Origin of the sequence: Streptomyces sp. NPDC060366, from assembly GCF_042725135.1 — a bacterium.
Lineage (GTDB): Bacteria > Actinomycetota > Actinomycetes > Streptomycetales > Streptomycetaceae > Streptomyces.
The window spans coordinates 109312-131145 of the sequence record NZ_JBHXDC010000001.1; the positions used below are offsets into that span (position 1 = coordinate 109312).

Annotated in this window: 15 protein-coding genes; 12 read left to right on the plus strand and 3 right to left on the minus strand. The window is 70.6% G+C overall.

The window, feature by feature from the left end; translation table 11 throughout:
* The first annotated feature begins 145 nt into the window (after positions 1–145).
* Positions 146–1201, plus strand: coding sequence for a hypothetical protein (locus ACFWHU_RS00370; protein ID WP_387222766.1), 1056 nt, complete (start codon positions 146–148; stop codon positions 1199–1201).
* A 62-nt stretch (positions 1202–1263) separates the two neighbouring features.
* Here the strand turns inward: ACFWHU_RS00370 and rhaI are convergent, their stop codons facing one another.
* Positions 1264–2433, minus strand: coding sequence for an L-rhamnose isomerase (gene rhaI, locus ACFWHU_RS00375; RefSeq protein ID WP_385793292.1), 1170 nt, complete (start codon positions 2431–2433; stop codon positions 1264–1266).
* 251 nt (positions 2434–2684) lie between these two features.
* Here rhaI and ACFWHU_RS00380 point away from each other — a divergent pair, with 251 nt between their 5' ends.
* From ACFWHU_RS00380 to ACFWHU_RS00410, 7 genes are read left to right on the plus strand one after another with little or no spacing between them, the layout of a single operon-like run.
* On the plus strand, positions 2685–4229 hold the full coding sequence (locus ACFWHU_RS00380) for a sugar ABC transporter ATP-binding protein (protein ID WP_385793291.1): 1545 nt from the start codon (positions 2685–2687) through the stop codon (positions 4227–4229).
* Positions 4226–5278, plus strand: a complete 1053-nt coding sequence (locus ACFWHU_RS00385) for an ABC transporter permease (RefSeq protein ID WP_385793289.1) — start codon at positions 4226–4228, stop codon at positions 5276–5278. The genes ACFWHU_RS00380 and ACFWHU_RS00385 overlap by 4 nt, the downstream gene beginning before the upstream one ends.
* The gene (locus ACFWHU_RS00390; RefSeq protein ID WP_385793287.1) at positions 5275–6282 is read left to right on the plus strand and encodes an ABC transporter permease; all 1008 of its coding nucleotides are present in this window, start codon (positions 5275–5277) and stop codon (positions 6280–6282) included. Before ACFWHU_RS00385 ends, ACFWHU_RS00390 begins: the two co-directional genes overlap by 4 nt.
* A gap of 35 nt (positions 6283–6317) precedes the next feature.
* Positions 6318–7415 (plus strand): rhamnose ABC transporter substrate-binding protein, encoded by a 1098-nt coding sequence (gene rhaS / locus ACFWHU_RS00395; protein WP_385793285.1) that lies wholly within the window; start codon positions 6318–6320, stop codon positions 7413–7415.
* 7 nt (positions 7416–7422) lie between these two features.
* A complete protein-coding gene (locus ACFWHU_RS00400; protein WP_387222771.1) occupies positions 7423–7743 on the plus strand; it encodes an L-rhamnose mutarotase in 321 nt (106 codons plus the stop codon).
* 44 nt (positions 7744–7787) lie between these two features.
* Positions 7788–9206: an arabinose isomerase gene (locus ACFWHU_RS00405; RefSeq protein ID WP_387222773.1), complete on the plus strand. Its 1419-nt coding sequence runs from the start codon at positions 7788–7790 to the stop codon at positions 9204–9206.
* Entirely contained in the window at positions 9206–10243 is a 1038-nt protein-coding gene (locus ACFWHU_RS00410) for a LacI family DNA-binding transcriptional regulator (RefSeq protein ID WP_387222776.1), read from the plus strand. The genes ACFWHU_RS00405 and ACFWHU_RS00410 overlap by 1 nt, the downstream gene beginning before the upstream one ends.
* Positions 10244–10328: 85 nt before the next feature.
* Here ACFWHU_RS00410 and ACFWHU_RS00415 read toward each other — a convergent pair whose 3' ends face one another.
* Positions 10329–13601, minus strand: a complete 3273-nt coding sequence (locus ACFWHU_RS00415; RefSeq protein ID WP_387222778.1) for a family 78 glycoside hydrolase catalytic domain — start codon at positions 13599–13601, stop codon at positions 10329–10331.
* A gap of 384 nt (positions 13602–13985) precedes the next feature.
* Here ACFWHU_RS00415 and ACFWHU_RS00420 point away from each other — a divergent pair, with 384 nt between their 5' ends.
* Positions 13986–16352, plus strand: coding sequence for a discoidin domain-containing protein (locus tag ACFWHU_RS00420; RefSeq protein ID WP_385793402.1), 2367 nt, complete (start codon positions 13986–13988; stop codon positions 16350–16352).
* A 62-nt stretch (positions 16353–16414) separates the two neighbouring features.
* On the opposite strand, the gene ACFWHU_RS00425 is transcribed toward ACFWHU_RS00420, so the two are convergent.
* A complete protein-coding gene (locus ACFWHU_RS00425) occupies positions 16415–17170 on the minus strand; it encodes a cupin domain-containing protein (RefSeq protein ID WP_387222781.1) in 756 nt (251 codons plus the stop codon).
* A gap of 293 nt (positions 17171–17463) precedes the next feature.
* Between ACFWHU_RS00425 and ACFWHU_RS00430 the strand changes: the two genes are divergently transcribed.
* The 3 genes from ACFWHU_RS00430 to ACFWHU_RS00440 all read left to right on the plus strand — a co-directional run bounded on the left by ACFWHU_RS00430 (position 17464) and on the right by ACFWHU_RS00440 (position 21820).
* On the plus strand, positions 17464–19005 hold the full coding sequence (locus ACFWHU_RS00430) for a hypothetical protein (protein ID WP_387222783.1): 1542 nt from the start codon (positions 17464–17466) through the stop codon (positions 19003–19005).
* Positions 19002–19526 carry a hypothetical protein gene (locus tag ACFWHU_RS00435; RefSeq protein WP_385793274.1) on the plus strand — a complete coding sequence of 175 codons (525 nt, stop codon included), beginning with the start codon at positions 19002–19004 and terminating at the stop codon, positions 19524–19526. The genes ACFWHU_RS00430 and ACFWHU_RS00435 overlap by 4 nt, the downstream gene beginning before the upstream one ends.
* 77 nt (positions 19527–19603) lie before the next feature.
* The gene (locus ACFWHU_RS00440) at positions 19604–21820 is read left to right on the plus strand and encodes a hypothetical protein (protein ID WP_387222785.1); all 2217 of its coding nucleotides are present in this window, start codon (positions 19604–19606) and stop codon (positions 21818–21820) included.
* The last annotated feature ends 14 nt before the right edge of the window (positions 21821–21834 follow it).

Sequence of the window (21834 nt, forward strand, 5' to 3'; positions counted from 1 at the left end):
GTCTTGGGCTCGGGTGACGGTCATGACGTCTTCCCGGAGCGATAAACCGCCGCCGCCCCCGTGGATCAGCCGTGGGATGATATTCGGATCGCGACTTGGTCCTGGGGAGGAACCGGTCGCGCGGCAAAAGGGGTGGGAGAACGTCATGTCCAAGGATGGACCGTCCATACCGGACGAGGAATGGGAGCGCTTCCTGCGGGATGCCGAGGCCGGTACGCGGAGCGCGCCCGTGGAGCCGTCGGCGCGGGCCCGGATGGTCGGGCGGCGGCTGCGGGAGGAGACAGGACCTCCCCCGGGATGGCGGACTCACCAACCACCCAGGCGCGGACGGCGCAAGGCGTGGCACGTGGTCGGACTGCTGCTCGCGGTCGGTCTGTTGGCCTTGGCGCTGGATCCGGGGCGGGTCGTCGGATGGTTCGGGGACCGCGGAAGTACGTCGCCCGCCGTGGAGTCGGCATCCCAACTGCCCACGCCGGAGCAGCCTTTCAGGGGATCGCCGGCGGCGGACTGGTTCGACGGGACGGCCGGGATCAGCGTGCCCGAGGCGCGGGCGACCGGTTGGATGACGAAGGAACAGGTCGCGCAGGCGCTCGACAGGACCCTGGGTTTCCTCGCCGCGTCCAGCCTGGATCCCGATGTGCTGCGCGGGGAGCGCCCGAAAGAGGCGATCGCGCTGATCAATCCGCATCAGCGCGATGTCCAGGACTACCTGGCGGCCGCGTTCAGCGAGCCCAGTCAGGAGAACGACCCTCTGCTGCTGTTCAGCCGTTTCACGCAGACGAAGGTGCGGCTGGTGGGTGATGTGGTCAGGACGCGGGGACAGCTCACGTTCCGTGAGGGCAAGCGGGGCGCGGTCGAGGTGACCAGCGACGTCACCTATGTCTACCCGGTGGTCCGCGCCGGGACGGGCGGCGACGAAGTCGCGCGCACGATCGCGCGCCGCGAGACGGTGATGAGCTGGGACGACCCGGCGAAGGTGATCACCGAGGCGGGCACGTTCTCCCTCCTCTCCTACAAGGTGGACGCCACCAACGGCGGTTGCGACAACTTCTCGGGCTACTTCGTTCCCGACTTCACCGCCGAACGGGCGGCCAAGGGTTCGGGGGAGGGCCCCGCGGTGGACCCCTACGACCGCGGCACGTCGATGGACGCGCGCATGGAGGCCGACGACGAGGAGTGCGGAACCGCCACCCGATCGTGAGTGACGGCGGTCCCGCCGGGGAGTCGGGCCAGGGCGCCCGGGTCCTGTCCGCCGGACAGGGCCTACGCGCCCCACCCCGCCTGTTCGCCGCCCACCCGCTCCCCCACGATCTTCTTCCCGTAGCCCGACGCGTGGTAGGCCGCCACCGGGTCCGCGTCCGCGCCCAGTTCGGCGCGCACCTCGGCCACCAGCGGGCGTACGTCCGTGTTGTAGGCGTCCATCAGCGCCGCGTTCGCCGCCAGGACGTCGCCGTCCCGCTGGGCGGCGGCCAGGGCCTCCGCGTCCACCAACAGCGCCTTCGCCGTGGCCTCCTGGACGTTCATCACCGAGCGGATGACCGCGGGGACCTTCTCCTCGATGTTGTGGCACTGGTCGAGCATGAAGGCGATGTCCGGCGTGAAGCCGCCGCCCCGGATCACCTCGTACATGATCCGGAACAGCTGGAACGGGTCGGCGGCGCCGGCCATCAGGTCGTCGTCCGCGTAGAAGCGGGAGTTGAAGTCGAAGCCGCCGAGCTTCCCTTCCCGCAGCAGGATCGCGACGATGAACTCGATGTTCGTGCCAGGAGCGTGGTGCCCGGTGTCCACGACGACCTGTGCCTTCTCGCCGAGGCGCAGACAGTGCGCGTAGGCCGTCCCCCAGTCGGGGACGTCGGTGGCGTAGAACGCGGGCTCGAAGAGTTTGTACTCCAGCAGCATCCGCTGGTCGTCGCCGAGCCGTTCGTACACGGCCGCCAGCGCCTCGGAGAGACGGTCCTGGCGAGCCCGGATGTCGTCCTGGCCCGGGTAGTTGGTGCCGTCGGAGAACCAGAGCTTGAGGTCCCGTGACCCCGTCGCGTCCATGATGTCGACGCACTCCATGAGATGCCCGAGTGCCTTGCGGCGCACCGCCGCGTCCGGGTGGCAGACGCTGCCGAGTTTGTAGTCGTCGTCCTGGAACACATTGGCGTTCACCGTGCCGAGCCGCACGCCGCGCTCGCGGGCGTACGCGCCCAGTGCGCCGTAGTCGTCGACCTTGTCCCAGGGGATGTGGAGCGCGACGGTGGGCGCGACGCCGGTGTGGGCGTGGACGCGGGCCGCGTCGTCCAGCTTCTCCTCGGGGGTACGGGGGACACCGGGCCGGGCGAAGACCTTGAACCGGGTACCGCTGTTGCCGTACGCCCAGGACGGCGTCTCGACGGCCTGAGTCGCGAGGGCCGCCCGCACGGCGGAGATGTCGGATCGGCTCGTCATCTCTCAACGCTCCATTCGGCAGACCATGAATCGATTCATCAAGGGCGATGATGAGCTGGGCCAACCAGCCTGTCAAGGCCCCGATCCACCCACGGTGGAGCTGCCGCCTCTTCACACCGAAAAGGCGAGGGTTTCCGGTGCACGCCCATTGACGCGAACCGCTCGACCCGTCTAGCTTCCGGGAAAGTTGAATCCTTTCATGAGTGAGTCGCCGACACCACCGAACACCCAGCCCCGCCGAGGAGCCCGCCATGGAAAAGCCCGACAAGGGCCCGGCCCCTGTCCTGGCGTTGAGGGGAGTCTCCAAATCCTTCGGAGCCGTACGGGCCCTGCACGACGTCTCGCTGGATCTGCGGCCAGGTGAGATCCACGCCCTGGCCGGCGAGAACGGTGCGGGCAAGTCCACCCTCATCAAGACCCTCGCCGGAGTCCACCGACCCGACGAGGGGGACATCCTGCTCGCCGGCGCGCCCGTCGTCTTCCACGGCCCCGCCGACGCCCGGAACGCCGGAATCGCCGTCATCTACCAGGAGCCGACGCTCTTTCCCGACCTCTCCATCGCCGAGAACATCTTCATGGGCCGCCAGCCCCGGCGCTCCGCCGGGCGCATCGACCGCAAGGCCGTACACCGCGCGACGGCCGAGCTGATGAGCAGGCTCGGGGTCGCGCTCGATCCGCAGCGCCCCGCGCGCGGACTGTCCATCGCGGACCAGCAGATCGTGGAGATCGCCAAGGCGCTCTCCTTCGACGCGCGCGTCCTGATCATGGACGAGCCCACGGCCGCGCTCACCGGCAGCGAGACCGCCCGGCTGTTCTCCGTCGTACGGACGCTGCGGGCGGAGGGCGCCGCGGTGCTGTTCATCTCGCACCGGCTGGAGGAGATCTTCGGCCTCTGCTCGCACGTCACCACACTGCGCGACGGCCGCCATGTCGCCTCCGAACCGCTCGACGGGCTCACCGAGGACGATCTCGTACGCCGGATGGTCGGCCGGGATCTGGACGACCTGTATCCCAAGCAGGCGGGCGAGCCCGGTTCGACGGTGCTGTCCGTGAGCCGGCTGACCCGCGAAGGTGTCTTCAGGGACGTCTCGTTCGAGGTACGGCGCGGTGAGATCGTCGCGCTGGCCGGACTGGTCGGCGCGGGGCGCAGCGAGGTGGCGCAGGCCGTCTTCGGTGTGGACCGCGCGGACGCGGGCGAGGTGAAGGTCGACGGCCGTGTCCTGCCCGCCGGTTCACCGACCGCCGCGATGGACGCCGGGCTCGCGCTCGTCCCCGAGGACCGGCGGCTGCGCGGACTGGTCATGGAGATGTCCATCGAGCGGAACATCGGTCTGACCGGACTGCGCGGTGTGCGCCGCCGGGGACTGGTCAGCCGGGCGCTCGAACACGGGCGCGCCGCCGACTGGGCGGTGAAGCTCCAGCTCAAGTACAGCAAGCTGACCGATCCGGTGTCCGTCCTGTCCGGCGGCAACCAGCAGAAGGTCGTCCTCGCGAAGTGGCTGGCGACCGACCCGGCCGTACTCATCGTCGACGAGCCCACCCGCGGCATCGACGTCGGTACGAAGGCCGAGGTCCACCGCCTGCTCTCGTCCCTGGCCGCGGACGGACTCGCCGTCCTGATGGTTTCGTCCGATCTCCCCGAGGTGCTGCGCATGGCCGACCGGATCCTCGTGATGCACGAGGGACGGCTCACCGCCGAGATACCCCGTGAGCGGGCGACGGAGGAGACCGTGATGGCCGCGGCCACCGGGCGTTCGGCGGCCGGAGGCACGGCGGCAAAGGAGCCGACCCCATGACCACCACGCTCGACAAGCCCACCCCGGAGCCCACCCCGGAGGCCGCGGCCGAGGAAGGCCGGTCGGCCCGGTCGCTCGTCGACGCCGTCTTCCGCGCCCGGGAGATCGCGATCGGCGGGGCGCTCGCGCTGCTCGTCCTCGGTACCTGGATCGCCAACCCCGGTTTCCTCGACGACCAGGGCATCAAGGACCTGCTTCTCAACTCCTCGATCCTGGTACTGCTCGCCGTCGGTCAGTCCGTCGTCGTGATCACCCGCAACATCGACCTGTCGGTCGGCTCCGTCGTGGGTCTCACCGCCTTCGCCTGCGGCCATTTCGTCTCCGGCACCGACCACAGCGCGCCGACGGTCGTCCTGCTGGGCATCGCGCTCGGCACCCTCTGCGGACTGGTCAGCGGCGCGCTCGTCAGCTTCGGCCGGGTGCCCGCGCTCGTCGTGACGCTCGGCATGCTCTACATCATCCAGGGCATCGACCACGCGTGGGCGCACGGCGAGCAGATCAACGCCGTCAACGTCCCCGACGGGGTGCTCGCCCTCGGCTCCGGCAGCGTCCTCGGCATTCCCTATCTGCCGCTGATCTCCGCCGCCGTGCTCGCCGCGACCGGCTACTTCCTGCGTACGTATCGCAGTGGACGTGAGCTGTACGCGATCGGGTCGAGCCCGGACGCCGCGCGGCTGGCGGGGATTCCCGTACGGCGCCGGATCCTGGCCGCGTACGCCTTCTCCGGCGCGATCGCGGGCTTCGCCGGCGCACTGTGGCTGGCGCGCTTCGGCACCGTCGTCGCGGACGCGGCCAACGGCTGGGAGCTGACGGTCGTCAGCGCCGTCGTCGTCGGCGGCGTCGCCATCACGGGCGGCACGGGCAGCGTCTGGGGCGCGGCGCTCGGCGCGCTGCTGCTCACCACCATCGGCAGCGCACTGGTCGTCCTCAAGGTCGACTCCTTCTGGCAGCAGGCCATCACCGGCGTACTGCTGCTCGCGGCCATCACCACCGACCGCGTCTTGCAGGTGCGTACCACCAGCGCGCTCAGGAAGAGGAGCCGACGATGACCGCACTGTCGAAGTATCTGCGCTGGGACACGGCGGTCGGCATCCTGCTGATCGCGGTCTTCCTCGCCGGCAGTGGCACCACGGAGGGGTTCGCCAACACGGACAATCTCTCGGCCGCTCTCGGTGACGTCTCGGAGATCGCGCTGATCGCGCTGCCGATGACCCTGCTGGTGGTCGCCGGGCAGGTCGATCTCTCCGTCGCCTCGATGCTGGGGCTCTCCAGCGCGCTCGCCGGCTCGCTCTGGCAGGCGGGCTTCGCGTTCGAACTGATCGTGCCCCTCTGCCTGTTGGCGGGCGCGGTGGGCGGGTTGCTGAACGGCTGGCTCGTCACACGGGTCGGGCTGCCCTCGCTGGCCGTCACCATCGGCACACTCACGCTCTACCGAGGGCTCGCGTCCGTCATCCTCGGCGACGAGGCGGTGGCCGACTTCCCGGAGACGTACGCCCGGTACGCGGCGTACACGGAGACGGTGCCCGGCACCTTCATCCCGTATCCGGTCGCGCTGTTCGCCGTGCTCGCCGTCGGTACGGCGATCGCCCTGCACTGCACGGGCTTCGGCCGCTCGCTGTTCGCGATCGGCGCCCAGGAGGACGCCGCGTGGTTCGCGGGCATCCGCGTCAAGCGGCTCAAGCTGGCGCTGTTCGTGGTGTCCGGTCTCGTCGCGTCGTTCGCCGGGATCGTCTACACCCTGCGCTACGGCAGCGCGCGCGCCGACAACGGGCTGGGGCTCGAACTGGTCGTCATCGCCTCGGTGTTGCTCGGTGGCGTCGACTTCGACGGCGGCAAGGGCACGCTCGGCGGAGCCGTGGCCGGTGTGCTGCTGATCGGGCTCCTCACGAATCTGCTGACCCTCAACGACATCTCCAACGAGATCCAGGTGATCGTCACCGGCCTGCTGCTCGTCGCCTCCGTGCTGACGCCCCGGATCATCGCCGTGCTCGCGGAGCGCCGGCACCGGCGCAAGGCTGCCGAGGAATCCGTCCCGGTCTCCGCCGCCATCTGACTTCCCCGTTCCGACCCTCCCGAAAGGCACCCACCGTGACACCAACCACGCTGTCGCAGACGCGCACCCGGCGCCGAGCCGTCGCCGCGTCCGCCGCGCTCTGTGCCCTGACGCTCGCCGTGACCGGCTGCTCGGGCACCACCAAGGACTCCGTCAAGGACGACGGCCCGGCCAAGGCGGCCGACGCCAAGGCGAATCCGGACGCCCCGCTCAAGAAGGGCCTGAAGATCGCCTTCCTGCCCAAGCAGATCAACAACCCGTACGAGAAGATCGTCGACGACGCGGGCATCGCGGCGGCCGCGGAGATCGGCTCCACGGGCAAGGAGGTCGGCCCGTCCACCGCGAACGCCTCCTCGCAGGTGTCGTACATCAACACGCTCATCCAGCAGAAGCAGGACGCGATCCTGATCGCGGCGAACGACCCCAACGCGGTGTGCGGCCCGCTCAAGCAGGCCATGAAGCAGAACATCAAGGTCGTCGCGTACGACTCCGACACCGCGAAGGACTGCCGTCAGCTCTTCATCAACCAGGCCAGCTCCGAGGAGATCGGCCGCAGCCAGGTCCGCAACATCGCCGAGCAGCTCGGCAACAAGGGCGAGATCGCGATCCTGTCGGCGACGCAGAACGCGACGAACCAGAACACCTGGATCGAGTTCATGAAGGACGAGCTGACGAAGCCCGCCTACAAGGACATGAAGCTGGTCAAGGTCGCGTACGGGGACGACGACGACCAGAAGTCGTTCCAGGAGACTCAGGGGCTGCTCAAGGCGTACCCGAACCTGAAGGGCATCATCTCGCCCACGACGGTCGGCATCGCGGCGGCGGCGCGGTACATCGGCGACTCCTCCTACAAGGGGAAGGTCGTCCTCAACGGCCTCGGCACGCCGAACCAGATGCGCAAGTACATCGAGAACGGCACGCTCGAACAGTTCTCGCTGTGGAACCCCAAGGAGCTGGGCTACCTCGGTACGTACGCGGCGGCGGCCCTGGCTTCCGGGCAGATCACCGGGGCCGAGGGCGAGAAGTTCAAGGCCGGCGACCTGGGCGAGTACACGGTGGGCAAGGACGGCGAGATCATCCTCGGCCCGCCGACGGTCTTCGACGAGAAGAACATCGGCGACTTCGACTTCTGAGGTCCCCGTGGAGCGTGTGTGCTTCGTACTGAAGGTCAGACAGGAGCGGCTGGCCGAGTACCGCGAGCGTCACCGGGCCGTCTGGCCCGAGATGCTCGCGGCGCTCGGCGCCGCCGGCTGGCGCGACTACTCGCTCTTCCTGCGCGACGACGGGCTGCTGGTCGGCTGTCTGGAGACCGAGGACTTCGCAGCGGCCCGGGCCGCGATGGCGGCGACGGACGTCAACGCCCGCTGGCAGGCGGAGATGGCGCCGTACTTCGAGTCGCCGGACGGCACGGGACCGGACGACGCGATGGTGCCGCTCACCGAGATCTTCCATCTCGACTGAGGTGATCACCGCACGACCCAGCCAGGAAAGTGAGAGCAGCGCCCATGAACGCACCGACCACGCCTCGCCGTACCCGGATCGGTCTTGTCTCCGGCGGACTCGGCGCGTACTGGCCCCAGTTCCCCGATCTGCTGCCCCAACTGAGGCGTTCCGCACAGCGGGTGACGGACCGTCTGACGGAGTTCGATGCCGAGGTCGTGGACGTCGGATTCATCTCCGACGCCGAGGAGGGGGCGGCGGCGGCCGAGAAGCTGCGCGCCGCCGACTGCGATCTGATCGTCGGCTTCCTCACCACCTATATGACGGCCACCATGCTGGTGCCCGTCGCCCAGCGCAGCGGCGCGCCGGTGCTGCTCATCAATCTCCAGCCCACCGAGGCGATGGACCACGCGACGTTCGGCACCGGCGAGTGGCTGGCGTACTGCGGCGCCTGTCCCCTGCCGGAGATGGCGAACGCCTTCGAACGGGTCGGGGTGCCCTTCCGCTCCGTCTCCGGGTATCTGGAGGACGAGCGGGCGTGGGAGCGGATCGGCCGGTGGATCAGGGCGGCCGGGGTGCGCGGCGTGCTGCGTACGGGCCGGCACGGTCTGATGGGCCATCTGTATCCCGGCATGTACGACGTGTCGACGGACCTGACGATGGTGCCGGCGAATCTCGGCGGCCATGTGGAGGTCCTGGAGTTCGACGATCTGCGTGTACGCGCCATGAAGGCCGACGGCGCGGCGGTGACGGCGAAGCTGGCCGAGACCCGTGCGGCGTTCGAGATCGCGGACTCCGTGGTCGAGGAGGACCTGACGTGGGCGGCCAGGGTGTCGGTCGGTCTCGACCGGCTGGTGGACGACTTCGGGCTGGACTCGCTGGCGTACTACCACCGGGGTCTGGAGGGCGAGATCCACGAACGCCTCGGTGCGGGCATGATCCTCGGTTCCTCGCTGCTGACGGCGCGTGGCGTCCCCGCCTGCGGGGAGTACGAACTGCGCACGTCACTCGCGATGCTGATCACGGACCGGCTCGGCGCGGGCGGCACCTTCACCGAGCTCCAGGCGCTGAATTTCCGGGACGGCGTGGTCGAGATGGGGCACGACGGGCCGGCCAATCTCACCGTCTGCGAGCGCCGCCCGGTGCTGCGCGGTCTCGGTGTCTACCACGGCAAGCGCGGCTGGGGCGTGTCCGTCGAGTGCGACGTCCGGCGGGGGCCGGTGACACTGGTGGGACTCGGCCAGTCCAGGGACGGTCGCTACAGGCTGGTCGCCGCGGTGGGTAAAGTGGTCGAAGGCCCGCTGCTGGAAATCGGCAACACCACCTCGCGTGTCGACTTCGGCCGCGACCCGGGCGAGTGGACCGACGCGTGGAGTGCGAGCGGAGTGGGGCACCACTGGGCGCTCGCCACCGGCGACATCATTCCGGAGCTGCGCGCATTGGGCGGTCTGAGCGGTCTGGAGCTGGTGGAGGTCACTGACTGATGGTGCAATCGGTGGGTATCAAGGACGTCGCCCGGGTGGCGGGCGTCTCGGTCGGCACGGTGTCCAACGTGATCAACCGGCCTGACTCGGTGGCCGAGGAGACACGGGCGAGAGTGCTGTCCACCATCGAGCGGCTCGGTTACGTACGGAGTGAGTCGGCCCGCCATCTGCGCGCGGGCCGCAGCCGCATCATCGCGCTGCTGGTGCTCGACATGGCCAACCCGTTCTTCGTGGACGTCGCCACCGGCGCCGAGCGGGTGGCGCGGGGGTCCGGACTCGGGGTGATGCTCTGCAACAGCGCGCAGAGCAGCAGCGAGGAGGCCGAGTATCTGGGACTCTTCAGCGAGCAGCGGGTGCGCGGCGTGCTGATCACACCGACCGACGAGACCGGCCGGAATCTGGAGAGTTTCCGGCGGCAGGACATCCCGTTCGTCTTCGTGGACCGGGTGGTGTCGAGCGACGAGGGCTGTTCGGTGTCCGTGGACGATGTCACCGGCGGGGCGCTGGCGATGCGCCATCTGCTCGCCCAGGGACATACCGACATCGCGTATGTGTGCGGGCCGCTGCATCTCTCGCAGTGCCGTGACCGGCGGGCGGGCGCGCTGCTGGCGCTGGAGGAGGCCGGGCTGCCGGCCGACCGGCTGCGGGTGGTGGAGGCGGAGCGGCTGGACGTCTCGGCGGGGCGCGACTCGGGCGCGCGGCTGCTGGGGATGCACAGCCGGCCGAGCGCGGTGTTCTGCGCGAACGATCTGCTGGCCCTGGGGGTGCTTCAGTCGATGTACGGGGCGGGGGTCGCCGTCCCGGACGAGATGGCGCTGGTGGGGTACGACGACATCGAGTTCGCGTCGGCCGCCGCGGTGCCGCTGACATCGGTGCGGCAGCCGGCCTCGCAGATGGGGCGGCTCGCGGCGGAGCTGCTGATCGAGGAGACCGGGGAGTCGGCGGCCGATCACCGGCATCAACGGATCGTGCTTCAGCCGGAGTTGGTGGTGCGGGAGTCCTCGATGCCGCGCGCCGGCGGCACGCATCGGAGCTGACGCCCCGTCAGCACGGTTGTCCTCAATGGCCGGACGGGCTTCAAGCCCGTCCGGCCATTGAGACCCGGCGACCGGACCGTTCGGGTCAGCCGCGGCCCACGAAGTCCCACGATCCGTGGTCGGCGCGGTACACCTGGAAGCCTGGCTCCGTTCGGACGTACGTGGCCCCCTTCGGCGCCGTGACCTTGTCCTTCCGGTCGGCCGGCACATGGATCTCCGCGCTCGACCCGACCGGCACCTTCACCGTCAGCCGCAGGTCACGGCCGACCTTGGACCAGGCGACCGAGGCCGGCCCGCGCACCGTACGGATCGACGTGCGCGCCCAGCTGACCCCGGTACGGGCGTCCGGGCGGACGGTGAAGGTGCGGTAGCCGTCGTCGCCGGGGCGCAGACCGGCGACGTTCTCGTACAGCCACTGGGCGACGGTGCCCTGGAAGTAGTGGTCGCGGGAGCGGGAGTCGAGCTGCCACATCTCCCACATGGTGTCGGCGCCGTTGTCGAACCAGTAGCCCCAACTCGGGTAGGTGCGCCGGGTCGCGATGGCGTGGGCGATGTCCGGGTGGCCGTGCGCCGACAGGACGCGCAGCAGCACGCTGGTGCCCAGCGCCCCGGTGTTGAGGTGGTTGCCGCGTTCCTTGATGTCCGCGACGAGGCTGTCCACGACGGACGCGCGGGCCCCGGCGGGGACGAGGCCGAAGGCGAGCGGGATCGCGTTGGACGTCTGCCGGTAGTCCGGGTCCTTGGCGGTGCTGTAGTGCCCGGCGTCGTTCAGGAACTCCGCGTTCAGGGCGTCCTTGAGCCCTGCGGCGGCCGTGCGGTAGCGCCCGGCCACGGCGTCGTGGCCCAGCAGTTCACCCATCTCGGCGGTGCCCACCAGGGCGCGGTGCAGATACGCGGTGGCGGTCAGCCGGGTGTCCTCGGGCGGGTTGCCGCCGTAGCCGGGCGGCAGATAGTCCCCGAGGGCGGTGATGGCCAGGCCGTCCACGAGACGGTCCAGCTCCCAGTCCAGATACCGGGTCAGCACCGGCCAGTGCTGCCGGGCGACGCGGTCGTCGCCGTACACCCGGTACATCTCCCGCACCAGGAACGGATAGACGGTGGTCCACTCGGGTGACGGTCCGAGGTCGCCGTAGCCCCAGCCGCCGCTCGGGACGATCACCGGCAGTTGTCCGTCCGCGTTCTGACTGTCCTTCAGGTCGTCCAGCCACTTGGCGAGGAAGCGGTGGACGCCGAAGCCGTACGCAAGGGTGGGCGCGCCGAGTTGCGCGTCGCCGGTCCAGCCGTTCTTCTCGTACATGGGGGTGTCGGTCGGGATGCCGTGCAGGTTGTTCAGGAGGGTGCGGCGCATGGCCTTGTCGAGCGTCTCGTAGAAGGGCTCGGAGCAGGAGAACGCGCTGACCTCCTCGACCTTGGTGTGGACGGTCCGGCCGAGCACGTCGGCCGGGTCGGGCCGGGCGGGCAGGCCCTCGATCTGTACGTAGCGGAAGCCCTTGTACGAGAAGGACGGCTCCCACACCTCGGGCTTCGCGCCGCCCGCGCAGATGTATTCGTCGCGCTGGAAGCGGCCGGGGACGTGTCCGGTCTCGGCGTGGACGCTGCCGTCGTCCTTGAGCTTCTCGCCGTGGGTGAGGGAAATCGTCGTGCCCGCAGGCGCCTTGACGGTCAGTCGGGTCCAGCCGGCGGTGGTGCGGCCCATGTCGACCACGTACACACCGGGGCGCAGTTCGCTGATCCCGGTGGGCGTGATGGTGTCGATGATCTCGATGGGGTCGTGCGGCTGGGCGCGCAGGGCCCCCTTCGGGGCCTGCTGGGCGCCCGGGGCGCGCCACGCGCCGTCGTCGAAGCCCGGCCGTGTCCAGCCGGTGGGGGCCAGGCGCGCGTCATAGGTCTCCCCCGCGTAGAGGGAGTTGGTGAGCGTGGGTCCCTCGGTCATGCGCCAGTCGGTGTCGGAGACGACGGTGGTGCGGGAGCCGTCCGGGTGCTCGGCCTCCAGGCGGCACAGCAGGCGGGGCTCGCCGTGCCACGGCGGCCGGTGCCAGTTCCAGACGTTGGGGGTGGTCATGCCGTAGAAGCCGCGGCCGAGAGTGACTCCTATCGCGTTGTCGCCCCGGCGCAGGAGGGACGTCACGTCGTGCACGGCGTACATGACGGTCTCGTCGTAGTCGGTGAAGGCCGGGTCGAGCACCTGCTCCCCGACGGGCCGGCCGTTCAACTCGGCCACGTAGTAGGCGAGTCCGCTGATGTAGAGGCGGGCGCGGGTGACCGGCTTGCGTACGGCGAACTCGCGGCGCAGCAGCGGCGCGGGTGCCTCGGGCAGGGAGACGGACACGCCGTCGCCCCAGGGGCCTTCGCCGTACGGGGCCAGGACGGTGGCCGCCGTCCAGCCGCTGTCGTCGAAGTCCGGCCGCTGCCAGCCCTGTTGTTCGCTCTTGACGGTCAGCCAGTCGCCGGAGGAGACGAGTTCGCGGGTCTGCCCGTCGGTGGTCTCCACGACGAGACGGACGACGAATCCGCCCGGATTGACGGATGCGCCACCCCGGTTGGTGGCGACGGCGGCGAGGACGACGCGCTGCCCGGCCGCTTTGACCGCCTCGGTGACGTCCGCGGTCCTGCCGGTGCGCCAGCCGTCCTGCTGCTGTGGGGCGTGCAGGACCTGAGCGCCGTCTAGGTGGAGGGTGAAGTCGTCGTCGGCGGTGGCGACGACGGTCGCGCGTGCGACTCCGGCGCCGGCGGGGAGATCGAGGGCGGCGCGGAACCACGCCGGTCCGGCGGGGGCGTCGCCGGTGGTCGCGCCCTCGGACCAGATCCAGGACGCGCCGTCGAAGCCGGGGGGCGCGGCGGCGGCATCGGCGCCTATCCACCGGGCGCCCCACTTCTCGTCGCCGAGGGCGGTCTCCCACCAGCCGGCGGTGCTCCAGCGCGAGACGTCGCCGTCGCCGTCCCAGACGCGCACCTGCCAGTGGCAGCGGGTACGGGGCGGCAGGGCGGGTCCGGCGTAGGGGACGGCGACGGCGCGCCCGGAGGTCACCCTGCCGGTGTCCCAGAGGAGTTCGCGGCCCTTGGCGAGGTCGTGCGGGTCGGTGGCGGCCCTGATCTGGTACGCGCTCTGCCGGGCGCCGTGGCCGTCGGCCGTCAGCTCCCAGGAGAGCAGCGGGGTGGGATTGTCGGTGCCGAGGACGTGTTCCGCGTACTCCACCTTCGGGGCGACGACGCGCAGCCCGCCGCCGTTGCCGCGCGGAGACCCACCGCCCTTCGCGGGTGTGGCGGCCGAGGCCGCCGGACCCGCGGCGAGCGAGACGATTCCGGCGCCCGCGCCCACCACGGATGTGCCCAGGAGACCTCTGCGTGTCCAGCCCATGCCCATGCCCGCCCCTTTGATTGAATCGTTTCATGTCCCGTGTCAAGAATCGTAGGGCCGACCACGGAGGGCTCACAAGAGGCGCGCAAGGGGCCGATGTGGCAGTCCATCGCAACTTCGCTTCTTGCTGTGATCAGAGAGAGTTTTGCGGCCGAGACGTGATCGCGATTCCCGCCAAGTACCCACGTGATCAACGTGGGTGACCCCGCCCGAGATCACCTTCGAGCCCAACTTGCGCTGATATAGCGGGAATCAGACGGTCCAGGACGCATGAGAATTCTGACTGAGCATTCATTTCTTGCGCAGATTCATAGACTTCCTGCGGAACCACTTTTACCCTTTTCGCGTCCGCAGAGTCCCCACGAGCCGCAAGGACGTATGTCTGTGACACCTCCCCCAAGACGCCGCCTGCTCCGCCGCGGCGTGTCCGCCTCCCTGTCCGCCTCCCTGGCTTTCGCGACGGCGGTGGCCGGGACGGCCGCCGCCGTCGTCATGACCGCCGCCCCGGCAGCCGTCGCCGCCGGGATCCCCGCCCCCTCCCCCGTCGGCATCCCCGGCCGTGGCGCCACCGTGCCCTTCGTGGAGCACGAGGCCGAGTACGCGGCCACCAACGGCACCCTGATAGGCCCCAACCGGCTGTACGGATCGCTTCCCTCGGAGGCTTCCGGACGGCAGGCCGTGACGCTCGACGCGGTCGGTGAGTACGTGGAGTTCACCCTCACCAAGCCGGCCAACGCCATGACCTTCCGTTACTCGCTGCCCGACAACTCCGCGGGCACCGGCCGGGACGCCGGAATCGACGTGCGGGTCAACGGCAATCAGCTCAAGAACGTGCCGGTGACCTCCAAGTACGGCTGGTACTACGGCGGTTACCCGTTCAACAACAACCCCGGCGACACCAACCCCCACCACTTCTACGACGAGACCCGCACCATGTTCGGCTCGACCCTGGCGACCGGTACCAAGGTCCGCCTCCAGGTGTCCTCGACCGCGCAGTCACCGACGTTCACCATCGACCTCGCCGACTTCGAACTGGTGGACGCGCCGAAGGCGAAGCCCTCGGGCGCACTCGACGTCGTGGCCGACTTCGGCGCCGACCCGTCCGGCGCCGCCGACTCGACCGCCAAGTTCCAGGCGGCGGTGGCCGCCGGCCAGGCACAGAACAGAGCCGTCTACATCCCGCAGGGCAACTTCGAGATCCGCGACCACATCGTGGTCGACAAGGTGACGCTCGCCGGAGCCGGACCCTGGTACAGCGTGCTCAAGGGCCGTCACCCCACCGACCGCAGCAAGGCGGTGGGCGTCTACGGCAAGTACGCGAACCAGGGCGGCAGCAGCGACGTCACCCTGAAGGACTTCGCCATCATCGGCGACATCCGTGAGCGCGTGGACAACGACCAGGTCAACGCCATCGGCGGGGCGCTGTCCAACTCCGTCATCGACAACATCTGGATGCAGCACACCAAGTGCGGTGTCTGGGTGGACGGTCCGATGAACAACCTCACCATCAAGAACAGCCGCATCCTGGACCAGACGGCCGACGGTGTGAACTTCCACTACGGCGTCACGAACTCCACCGTCACCAACACCTTCGTCCGCAACACCGGTGACGACGGTCTGGCCATGTGGGCGGAGAACATCCCGAACGTCAACAACAAGTTCACCTTCAACACGGTGATCCTGCCGATCCTGGCGAACAACATCGTCACGTACGGCGGCAAGGACATCACCATCTCCGACAACGTCATGTCGGACACCATCACCAACGGCGGCGGGCTGCACATCGCCAACCGCTATCCAGGTGTCAACTCCGGTCAGGGCACGGCGGTCTCGGGCACCCACACGGCCGCGCGCAACACTCTGATCCGGGCCGGGAACAACGACTTCAACTGGCAGTTCGGCGTCGGCGCGGTGTGGTTCAGCGGGCTCAACGAACCGATCAACAACGCCACGATCAACATCACCGACACCGAGATACTCGACAGCTCGTACGCCGCGATCCATCTGATCGAGGGCGCGACGAACGGGCTGAACTTCAAGAACATCAAGATCGACGGCGCGGGTACCTACGCGCTCCAGATCCAGGCACCGGGCAAGGCCACGTTCGAGAACGTCAAGGCCACCAACATCGCCCAGTCCAACAAGATCCACAACTGTGTGGGCGCGGGATTCCAGATCACCCAGGTCGGCAGCGGCAATTCCGGCTGGTACTCCAACCCGCCCGCCTGCACCGGTGTGTGGCCCGCGCCGCAGTGGACCAACGGCGGCGTACCCGGCGGTCCGTCCGACCCCGGGGACCCGACGGACCCGCCGACCGACCCGCCGGGTGACGAGGGCAACCTCGCCGAGGGCCGTCCGGTCACCGCGACCGGCCAGGCGCAGACGTACGGCCCCGGCAACGCCGTCGACGGCAACGCGAACACCTACTGGGAGAGCACCAACAACGCCTTCCCGCAGTCCATCACCGTGGATCTCGGCGCGGCGAAGAACGTCGACCGGCTGGTGCTGAAGCTGCCGCCGGCCGCCGCCTGGCAGACCCGTACGCAGACACTCGGCGTCTCGGGCAGCACCGACAACTCGACCTACACCTCACTCAAGGCGTCGGCGGGCGTCACCTTCAACCCGTCGAGCGCCAACACCGCCACCGTCACCCTGCCGGGAACGGCGACCCGCTACGTACGGGTCACGGTCACCGCCAACACCGGCTGGCCGGCGGCGCAGCTCTCCGAACTGGAGGTCTACGCCGACTGATTCGACACGGTGTGGTGCGCCGGTCCGACCGGCGCACCATCCCACTCCGCCCGGCCCGTGCCTCACACCGCGTATGTGTCGAGCCGCCCGCACATCCCGAACTTCCCGCGTGCGTGCGGCAGTCGGGCATGGACCCGCGCGTCGGCGAGATGGGCCGCGTCCCCCTCGGTGAGCCGGTCGAGCTGCGCGCCGGTCTGCCGCGCGGCCTCCGCCCCACCGGACTCCCAGCGCGCCCGCCAGTCCGCCAGCCTCGGCCCTACCAGCGCACCGGCCGCCCGGTGGAAGTCCAGCAGCGGCTTCTCGTCGCCCGCGTCCCAGGCCGCGCGCAGCGCCGCGAACCCCTCGACCGCCAGGTCCCGTCTGCGCCGGGCGAAGGCCGCCTGTTCGGCCTCGGTGCCGTCGGGAACGCGGACGAGGCGGCCGTACGTCTCGGGGTCGGTCAGATGTTCCGACGGCAGGGTCAGCACGGCGTCCCCGGCCTCGGGCAGTCCGTTGTTCTGCATGAGTACGACGATCCGCAGTCCGTCCTCGTTCACGAGCCGGTGAATCGTGCCGGGGGTGAACCACACCAGGGCTCCCGGCTCCAGCGGTGTGCTCTCGAACCCCTCCGCGGTGAGGGTCTGCACGGCGCCGCGTCCGGCGGTCACGACATACCCTTCCGAGCAGGTCAGATGCAGATGCGGGGTGCCACCGCGGAGGCCGTCGGCCGCCTCCCAGTCGTACACGGTCAGATGCGACACGGCGACGGCGCCGGGCAGTCCGGCGAACCCCGAGGCCGTGCCCGTACCTGCGGATGAGCCTGTGCGGGACGGCGTCAACACTCCCCCTAGAACGAGCCGAGTACCGAGTAAGCGCTTTCTGTCAGAACGTAGATCCACCCCGTCCCCCTGTCAACGACAGGTGCGAAGGGATCGTGGCACGGCGGCGATGCCACGTGTGGCATCCTCAACTCGGCCCGGCGCGACACACTTTCGCAACGACCGGAGCACGGCGCGAGGAACCACCGCGATCTCGGGGGCGTCCCCCCATAAGGTCGCGGCGAGGTGGGCGACCGGGCCGCGACTCACGGTGCGCGTTCACGGGGAGCACCCGATTTCAGGGGGAAACAGGGTTGGCACAGGTATCACCCAACACGGCGCAGGCGGACCCGCGGCAGAAGAGACTGGCAGGGGAACTGAGGCTCCTCGCCGCCGAGCCCGCCTTCGAACTGCGTCGTGCGGAACTCATCGATCTCGCTCATGACCTGGAGCAGCACACACGTCTCGACCGATGGGCCGACGTGGATCTGGTGCAGGCGTACGTACGTCCGGAGAGCCTGGCCCAGCCGCCACCGGTCCCCCGCGCACCGCTCCGCTCGCAGCTGCGGGTGGCGCTGGCGGCCAAGGCGGGCGCCGGGGCGCTCGTGCGGGTGGTGCGTGACGAGATCCGGCAACGCCCCGTCCGGGACGGTGCGTTGGAGGCATCGCTGGGCGTTCTGGTGTTCGTCCCGCTGCTCATCACCTGGTTCGGGCTGCTGGAAGCGGTACGCGCCTACGGGGAGTTGAGCCAGGAGAATCCCAAGGAGGCGACCCGGCCGTTCCTCCAACTGTGGCAGACAGGCTTCGGCGGTCATCTCTCCTCGACGGGCCGCTTCGAGAACGTGGCGCTGATGGCGGTCGTACTGATCAGCCTTCTGGTGGTGCTCTCGGTCTGGCACGCGCGCGCCCGCTCGCGCGCGGACCGGGTGGAGGCCAAGCTGAACGCGGAGCAGGAGTACTCGCTCGGCCGGCTGGCGTCGCTGCTCACCCGGATCCAGCTGGCGCTCGTGCCTCATCGCGCCGCCTCTCCGCAGCAGTTCACGGCCGGTCTGAGCAAGGCCGCCACACGTATGGAGTCGCTGGCCTCCCGCGCCGACCGCAGTCACAGTTCGCTGGTCAGCTCGGCGAAGGCCCTGGAGGACGCGACCACCTCGCTGGAGAACGCCGCCCTGGCGCTGACCGGCGAGCTGCCGAAGCTCGGCACGGCGGCCGACCGTATCGAGGCGGCCGTACGGGGCGGGCAGGCGGCGACCGCGCAGGCGGGCGCCGAGAACCAGGCCGCGGCGGGCCGGATCGCCGACCGGATCAAGTCGGCGGGCGACACGGTGGAGGCGTCGCTGAAGGCGCTCGCCGCCGCGCAGCAGACGCTGGCGACGAAGTCGGAGACGGTGGCGCAGGCCACGGAGCGCGCGTCCAAGGCGCTGGTGGACAGCGCCGGGCGGACGAACGACGCCGTCGACGGGATGCGGGACGCCACGGAGCGCTGGGACGCCGCGGCGGCGCACTGGCAGGACGCGGCGGCCCGGTTGGAGACCGGACTGCGCGGGCTGACGGTGCCTAGGGCCGGGGCCGTGACGGCGCCGGAGGCGGGCTACGGCGTGACACCCGAACCGGCCGCGCATCCGGTACCGGACTCGGCGTCGGCGCCGACGCTCGCGGGCGGGCGCGCGTACGGAGCGGGATTCGAGTACGACACGCCCACGGAGCGGCTGTTGCTGAGCGGCGCGAACGGCGGCGCCAACGGGAGTTCCAACGGCGGGGCGGGCACCGGACCCGACGCGCCGACCACGCCCGGCATCCCCGAGCAGGGCCCGGCCCGTCCGCCGTATCCGCCGCAGGACGGGGTGGGCTCGTGAGCCGTCCCGTACGCCGCGTGGGCCAACTGGCCGGACGGGTACGGCGCGGTGGGCGGCCCGGTGTCGTCATGCTGGCCGGCTGGCTCTTCGCCGACCTGGTGCTGGTGCTCGCGCTGGTGTCGATGGCGGACCGGCCGGACCCACTGGCCGCCCGCCCCGCCGCCGGGCCGTCGCCGTCCGGCTCTCCCTCCCCGTCGCCCTCACCGACGCCGTCTCCCGTCGGTCCGAGGTCGGTGGAGCTGAAGCCTCAGCAGATCCGGGTGAAGGGCGGCGCGAGCGAGGACATCGTCGCCCAGATCAACAAGGGCACGAAGAAGTGGCCGGGGCGCACGGCCGCGCTGGTCCTGACCTTCGGCGGCAGCCAGGGCGGTACGGAGTACGCGCACCGCGTCAACTCGCTGCTCAGCAAGGCGCGTCCGGAGATGTTCTCCAAGAAGACGGCGACGGACGACTTCCACGATCTCGGTGAACCGTCGAACACGGCGATCATCAGGATCTACTTCTACACCTCGCCCCGCTGAGCCCCGACCCCCGACCCGTGACCCCCGACCGCTGACAGGGCGGCCGGAGAGCCGCGACGAACGAGAGGACCCACGGCGTGGAGCGGTGGCGGCCCGGCGCACGGGCGGAAGGCGCGAGCGGCGGTACGGAGGGGCGGCGGCTGCCACCGCCCGTCCTGCCGCAGTTCCCCGGTATGCGCGGCTTCGCCGAACTCGACTCGGTGATCGGCAGGTTGGGATTCCGGCATGCCGCCGATCTGCTGCGGGGCCCGGCCGTCGAGGCCGGGACGAGCGTCTTCGCGACTCTGCCGAAGGCGACGACGGACGACGGGTTCCGGATCCTGGACGGCCTCTGGTTCCCGGCCCGGGGGCGGGCGTGGACGCGGGTGGACCTGCGCCACATCCAGGAGACGGCCGAGCGGTGGCGCACCTCCACCGATCCGCGTGGCGGTACGGCGGCGGCGCTGATGGACACCATGGAGACCGTCGTGCGCGACGATCCGATGGGGCCTCGGCGCATCGTGCTGTGGCAGGTGTGCCGCGAGCTGAAGGACCGGGCCGGCGGGCCGACCGCCGAGGCGGCGGAGGCACTGGGTGTGCACAGCGCGGACGCCGCACCGCTGGCGGCAGCCGTCGCGGCGGGCTTTCCGGGCCGGGGGCCGGTGCGAGAGGCGGCCGAGTCGGTCAACGAGGTCTGGCCGGGTGAGCGGCTGCGGGAGGCCCTGCGGGTCGCCGACCTCCTGCCGTCGAACCCCACGGACCATGTGCTGGCGAACTTCCTGACCCGTCTGAACGACCGGGCCGCGGCCGTGGACCGGCTGATGGAGGAGGCGCGGCGGCTCGGGCAGCTCGGTGAGCTGCGCGCCGCGACGGTCTCCTGGCTCGCGGCCGTACGGCGGGCGACCGACGACGACCGCGCGCTGGCAGGTCTGCTCGGCGCCGCCACGCTGCTCGCCGACGAACGCCACTCCCCCGACGCGCCGTCCCCCGTCGACTCGACGGTGCGGGTGGGCGTCGAGCGGCGTGCCGTCACACTGAGGTGGACGGCGGCGCGTCTGCCGCGTGACACGGCCCGGACCGGAAAGGACCGGGGAGGGCCGGTGTCGTACCGGGTGCTGCGCTTCCCGGACGGCGCGCCGGAGCAGGCCGCCGAGGTGCCGTACTCGGACAGCTCGCTGTCGGTGCTCGACCTGGACGCCCCGATCGGCAGGCGGGTGCGGTACGCCGTACTGCCGCTGCGCCGGGGCCAGTTGGCGGGGGTGCCGCGTGTCACCGGCGCCGTCCTGCTGGTGCCGGACGTGGAGGAGGTCCGTGCCGTGCCGGTGCCCGACGGCGTACGGCTGGAGTGGCGCGCGCATCCGGCGGCGAAGGGGTTCAGGGCGGTGCGCTCGACCGCGCGCCGGGCCGGGGGGCCGGACCGGTCCGGGCAGCCGGTGGACGGGGTGCCGGTGGACGGGCTGCTGGTGCCGGCCGGGCGGAAGGGGTTCACGGACCGCCCGCTGCGGCCGGGAACGTATCTGTACGAGATCTCCTGCGGCTATCCGGCGGTACCCGATCTGCCGGGCGACGACGGGGAGTTGGTGTGGTCGCCGGGGCTGCGGGTGGCGGCGACGTCCGTGGAGTGGCCGTCGCCGGTGGAGAACGTCACCGTACGGAGCCTCGAAGGCGGCACCGTGACGATCGACTGGCGTCCCCCGGCGCGCGGGAACAGCCGTCTGGTGGAGTGGCCCGGTCTGCCCATGGCGTCGGGTGACGATGTGTCAGGCACACCGGCCGCGCGGTCGGCGCCGGGTGAGGGTCCGGTCAGTGTGGTGCCCGAGGCGCGGTCCCGGGTCCGGATGACGGCGGTCAGCGTGCTCGGCGACCGGGCGGTTGCCGGACCGAGCGTACTGGTCGAACGGCCGGGCGCCGTTGAGGACTTGACCGTGCGGCGTCTCGCGCCCGGTACGGCGGAGCTGCGGTTCCGCTGGCCCGAGCCCGCGGTCCTGGTGCTGGTGGCGTGGGAGCAGGAGGGCCTTCGGCGGGAGATGCGGGTGGCACGCAGCCGCTATCTGGCCGAGCGGCGCGTCGAGATCCCGCTGTCCGGGCGCCCGTGCCGTATCGAGGTGAGCGCGGTGCCCCGCCCGGACGCGGTGTCGATCCCCACGGTCCCGGCCACGACGTCCCTGCCGCATGTCCCCGAACCGCCTCCGCAGCCGCCCCGCAACAGCCGCGCCCTGGCTCTGCTGACGTTCCCGTGGACACCCTGGGGCAACGGCGGCGCGCCCCGCGGCCGCCCGTGGTGGCGCCGCCGGCGCCCCCGCTCCGGCAGCTGAGACGCCAGGGCATC

What these genes read in the sequence shown, in the direction of transcription:
- ACFWHU_RS00370 (WP_387222766.1), top strand. Translation starts at nt 146, where the DNA reads ATGTCCAAGGATGGACCGTCCATACCGGACGAGGAATGGGAGCGCTTC.
- rhaI (WP_385793292.1), bottom strand. Translation starts at nt 2,433, where the DNA reads ATGACGAGCCGATCCGACATCTCCGCCGTGCGGGCGGCCCTCGCGACT.
- ACFWHU_RS00380 (WP_385793291.1), top strand. Translation starts at nt 2,685, where the DNA reads ATGGAAAAGCCCGACAAGGGCCCGGCCCCTGTCCTGGCGTTGAGGGGA.
- ACFWHU_RS00385 (WP_385793289.1), top strand. Translation starts at nt 4,226, where the DNA reads ATGACCACCACGCTCGACAAGCCCACCCCGGAGCCCACCCCGGAGGCC.
- ACFWHU_RS00390 (WP_385793287.1), top strand. Translation starts at nt 5,275, where the DNA reads ATGACCGCACTGTCGAAGTATCTGCGCTGGGACACGGCGGTCGGCATC.
- ACFWHU_RS00405 (WP_387222773.1), top strand. Translation starts at nt 7,788, where the DNA reads ATGAACGCACCGACCACGCCTCGCCGTACCCGGATCGGTCTTGTCTCC.
- ACFWHU_RS00410 (WP_387222776.1), top strand. Translation starts at nt 9,206, where the DNA reads ATGGTGCAATCGGTGGGTATCAAGGACGTCGCCCGGGTGGCGGGCGTC.
- ACFWHU_RS00415 (WP_387222778.1), bottom strand. Translation starts at nt 13,601, where the DNA reads ATGGGCTGGACACGCAGAGGTCTCCTGGGCACATCCGTGGTGGGCGCG.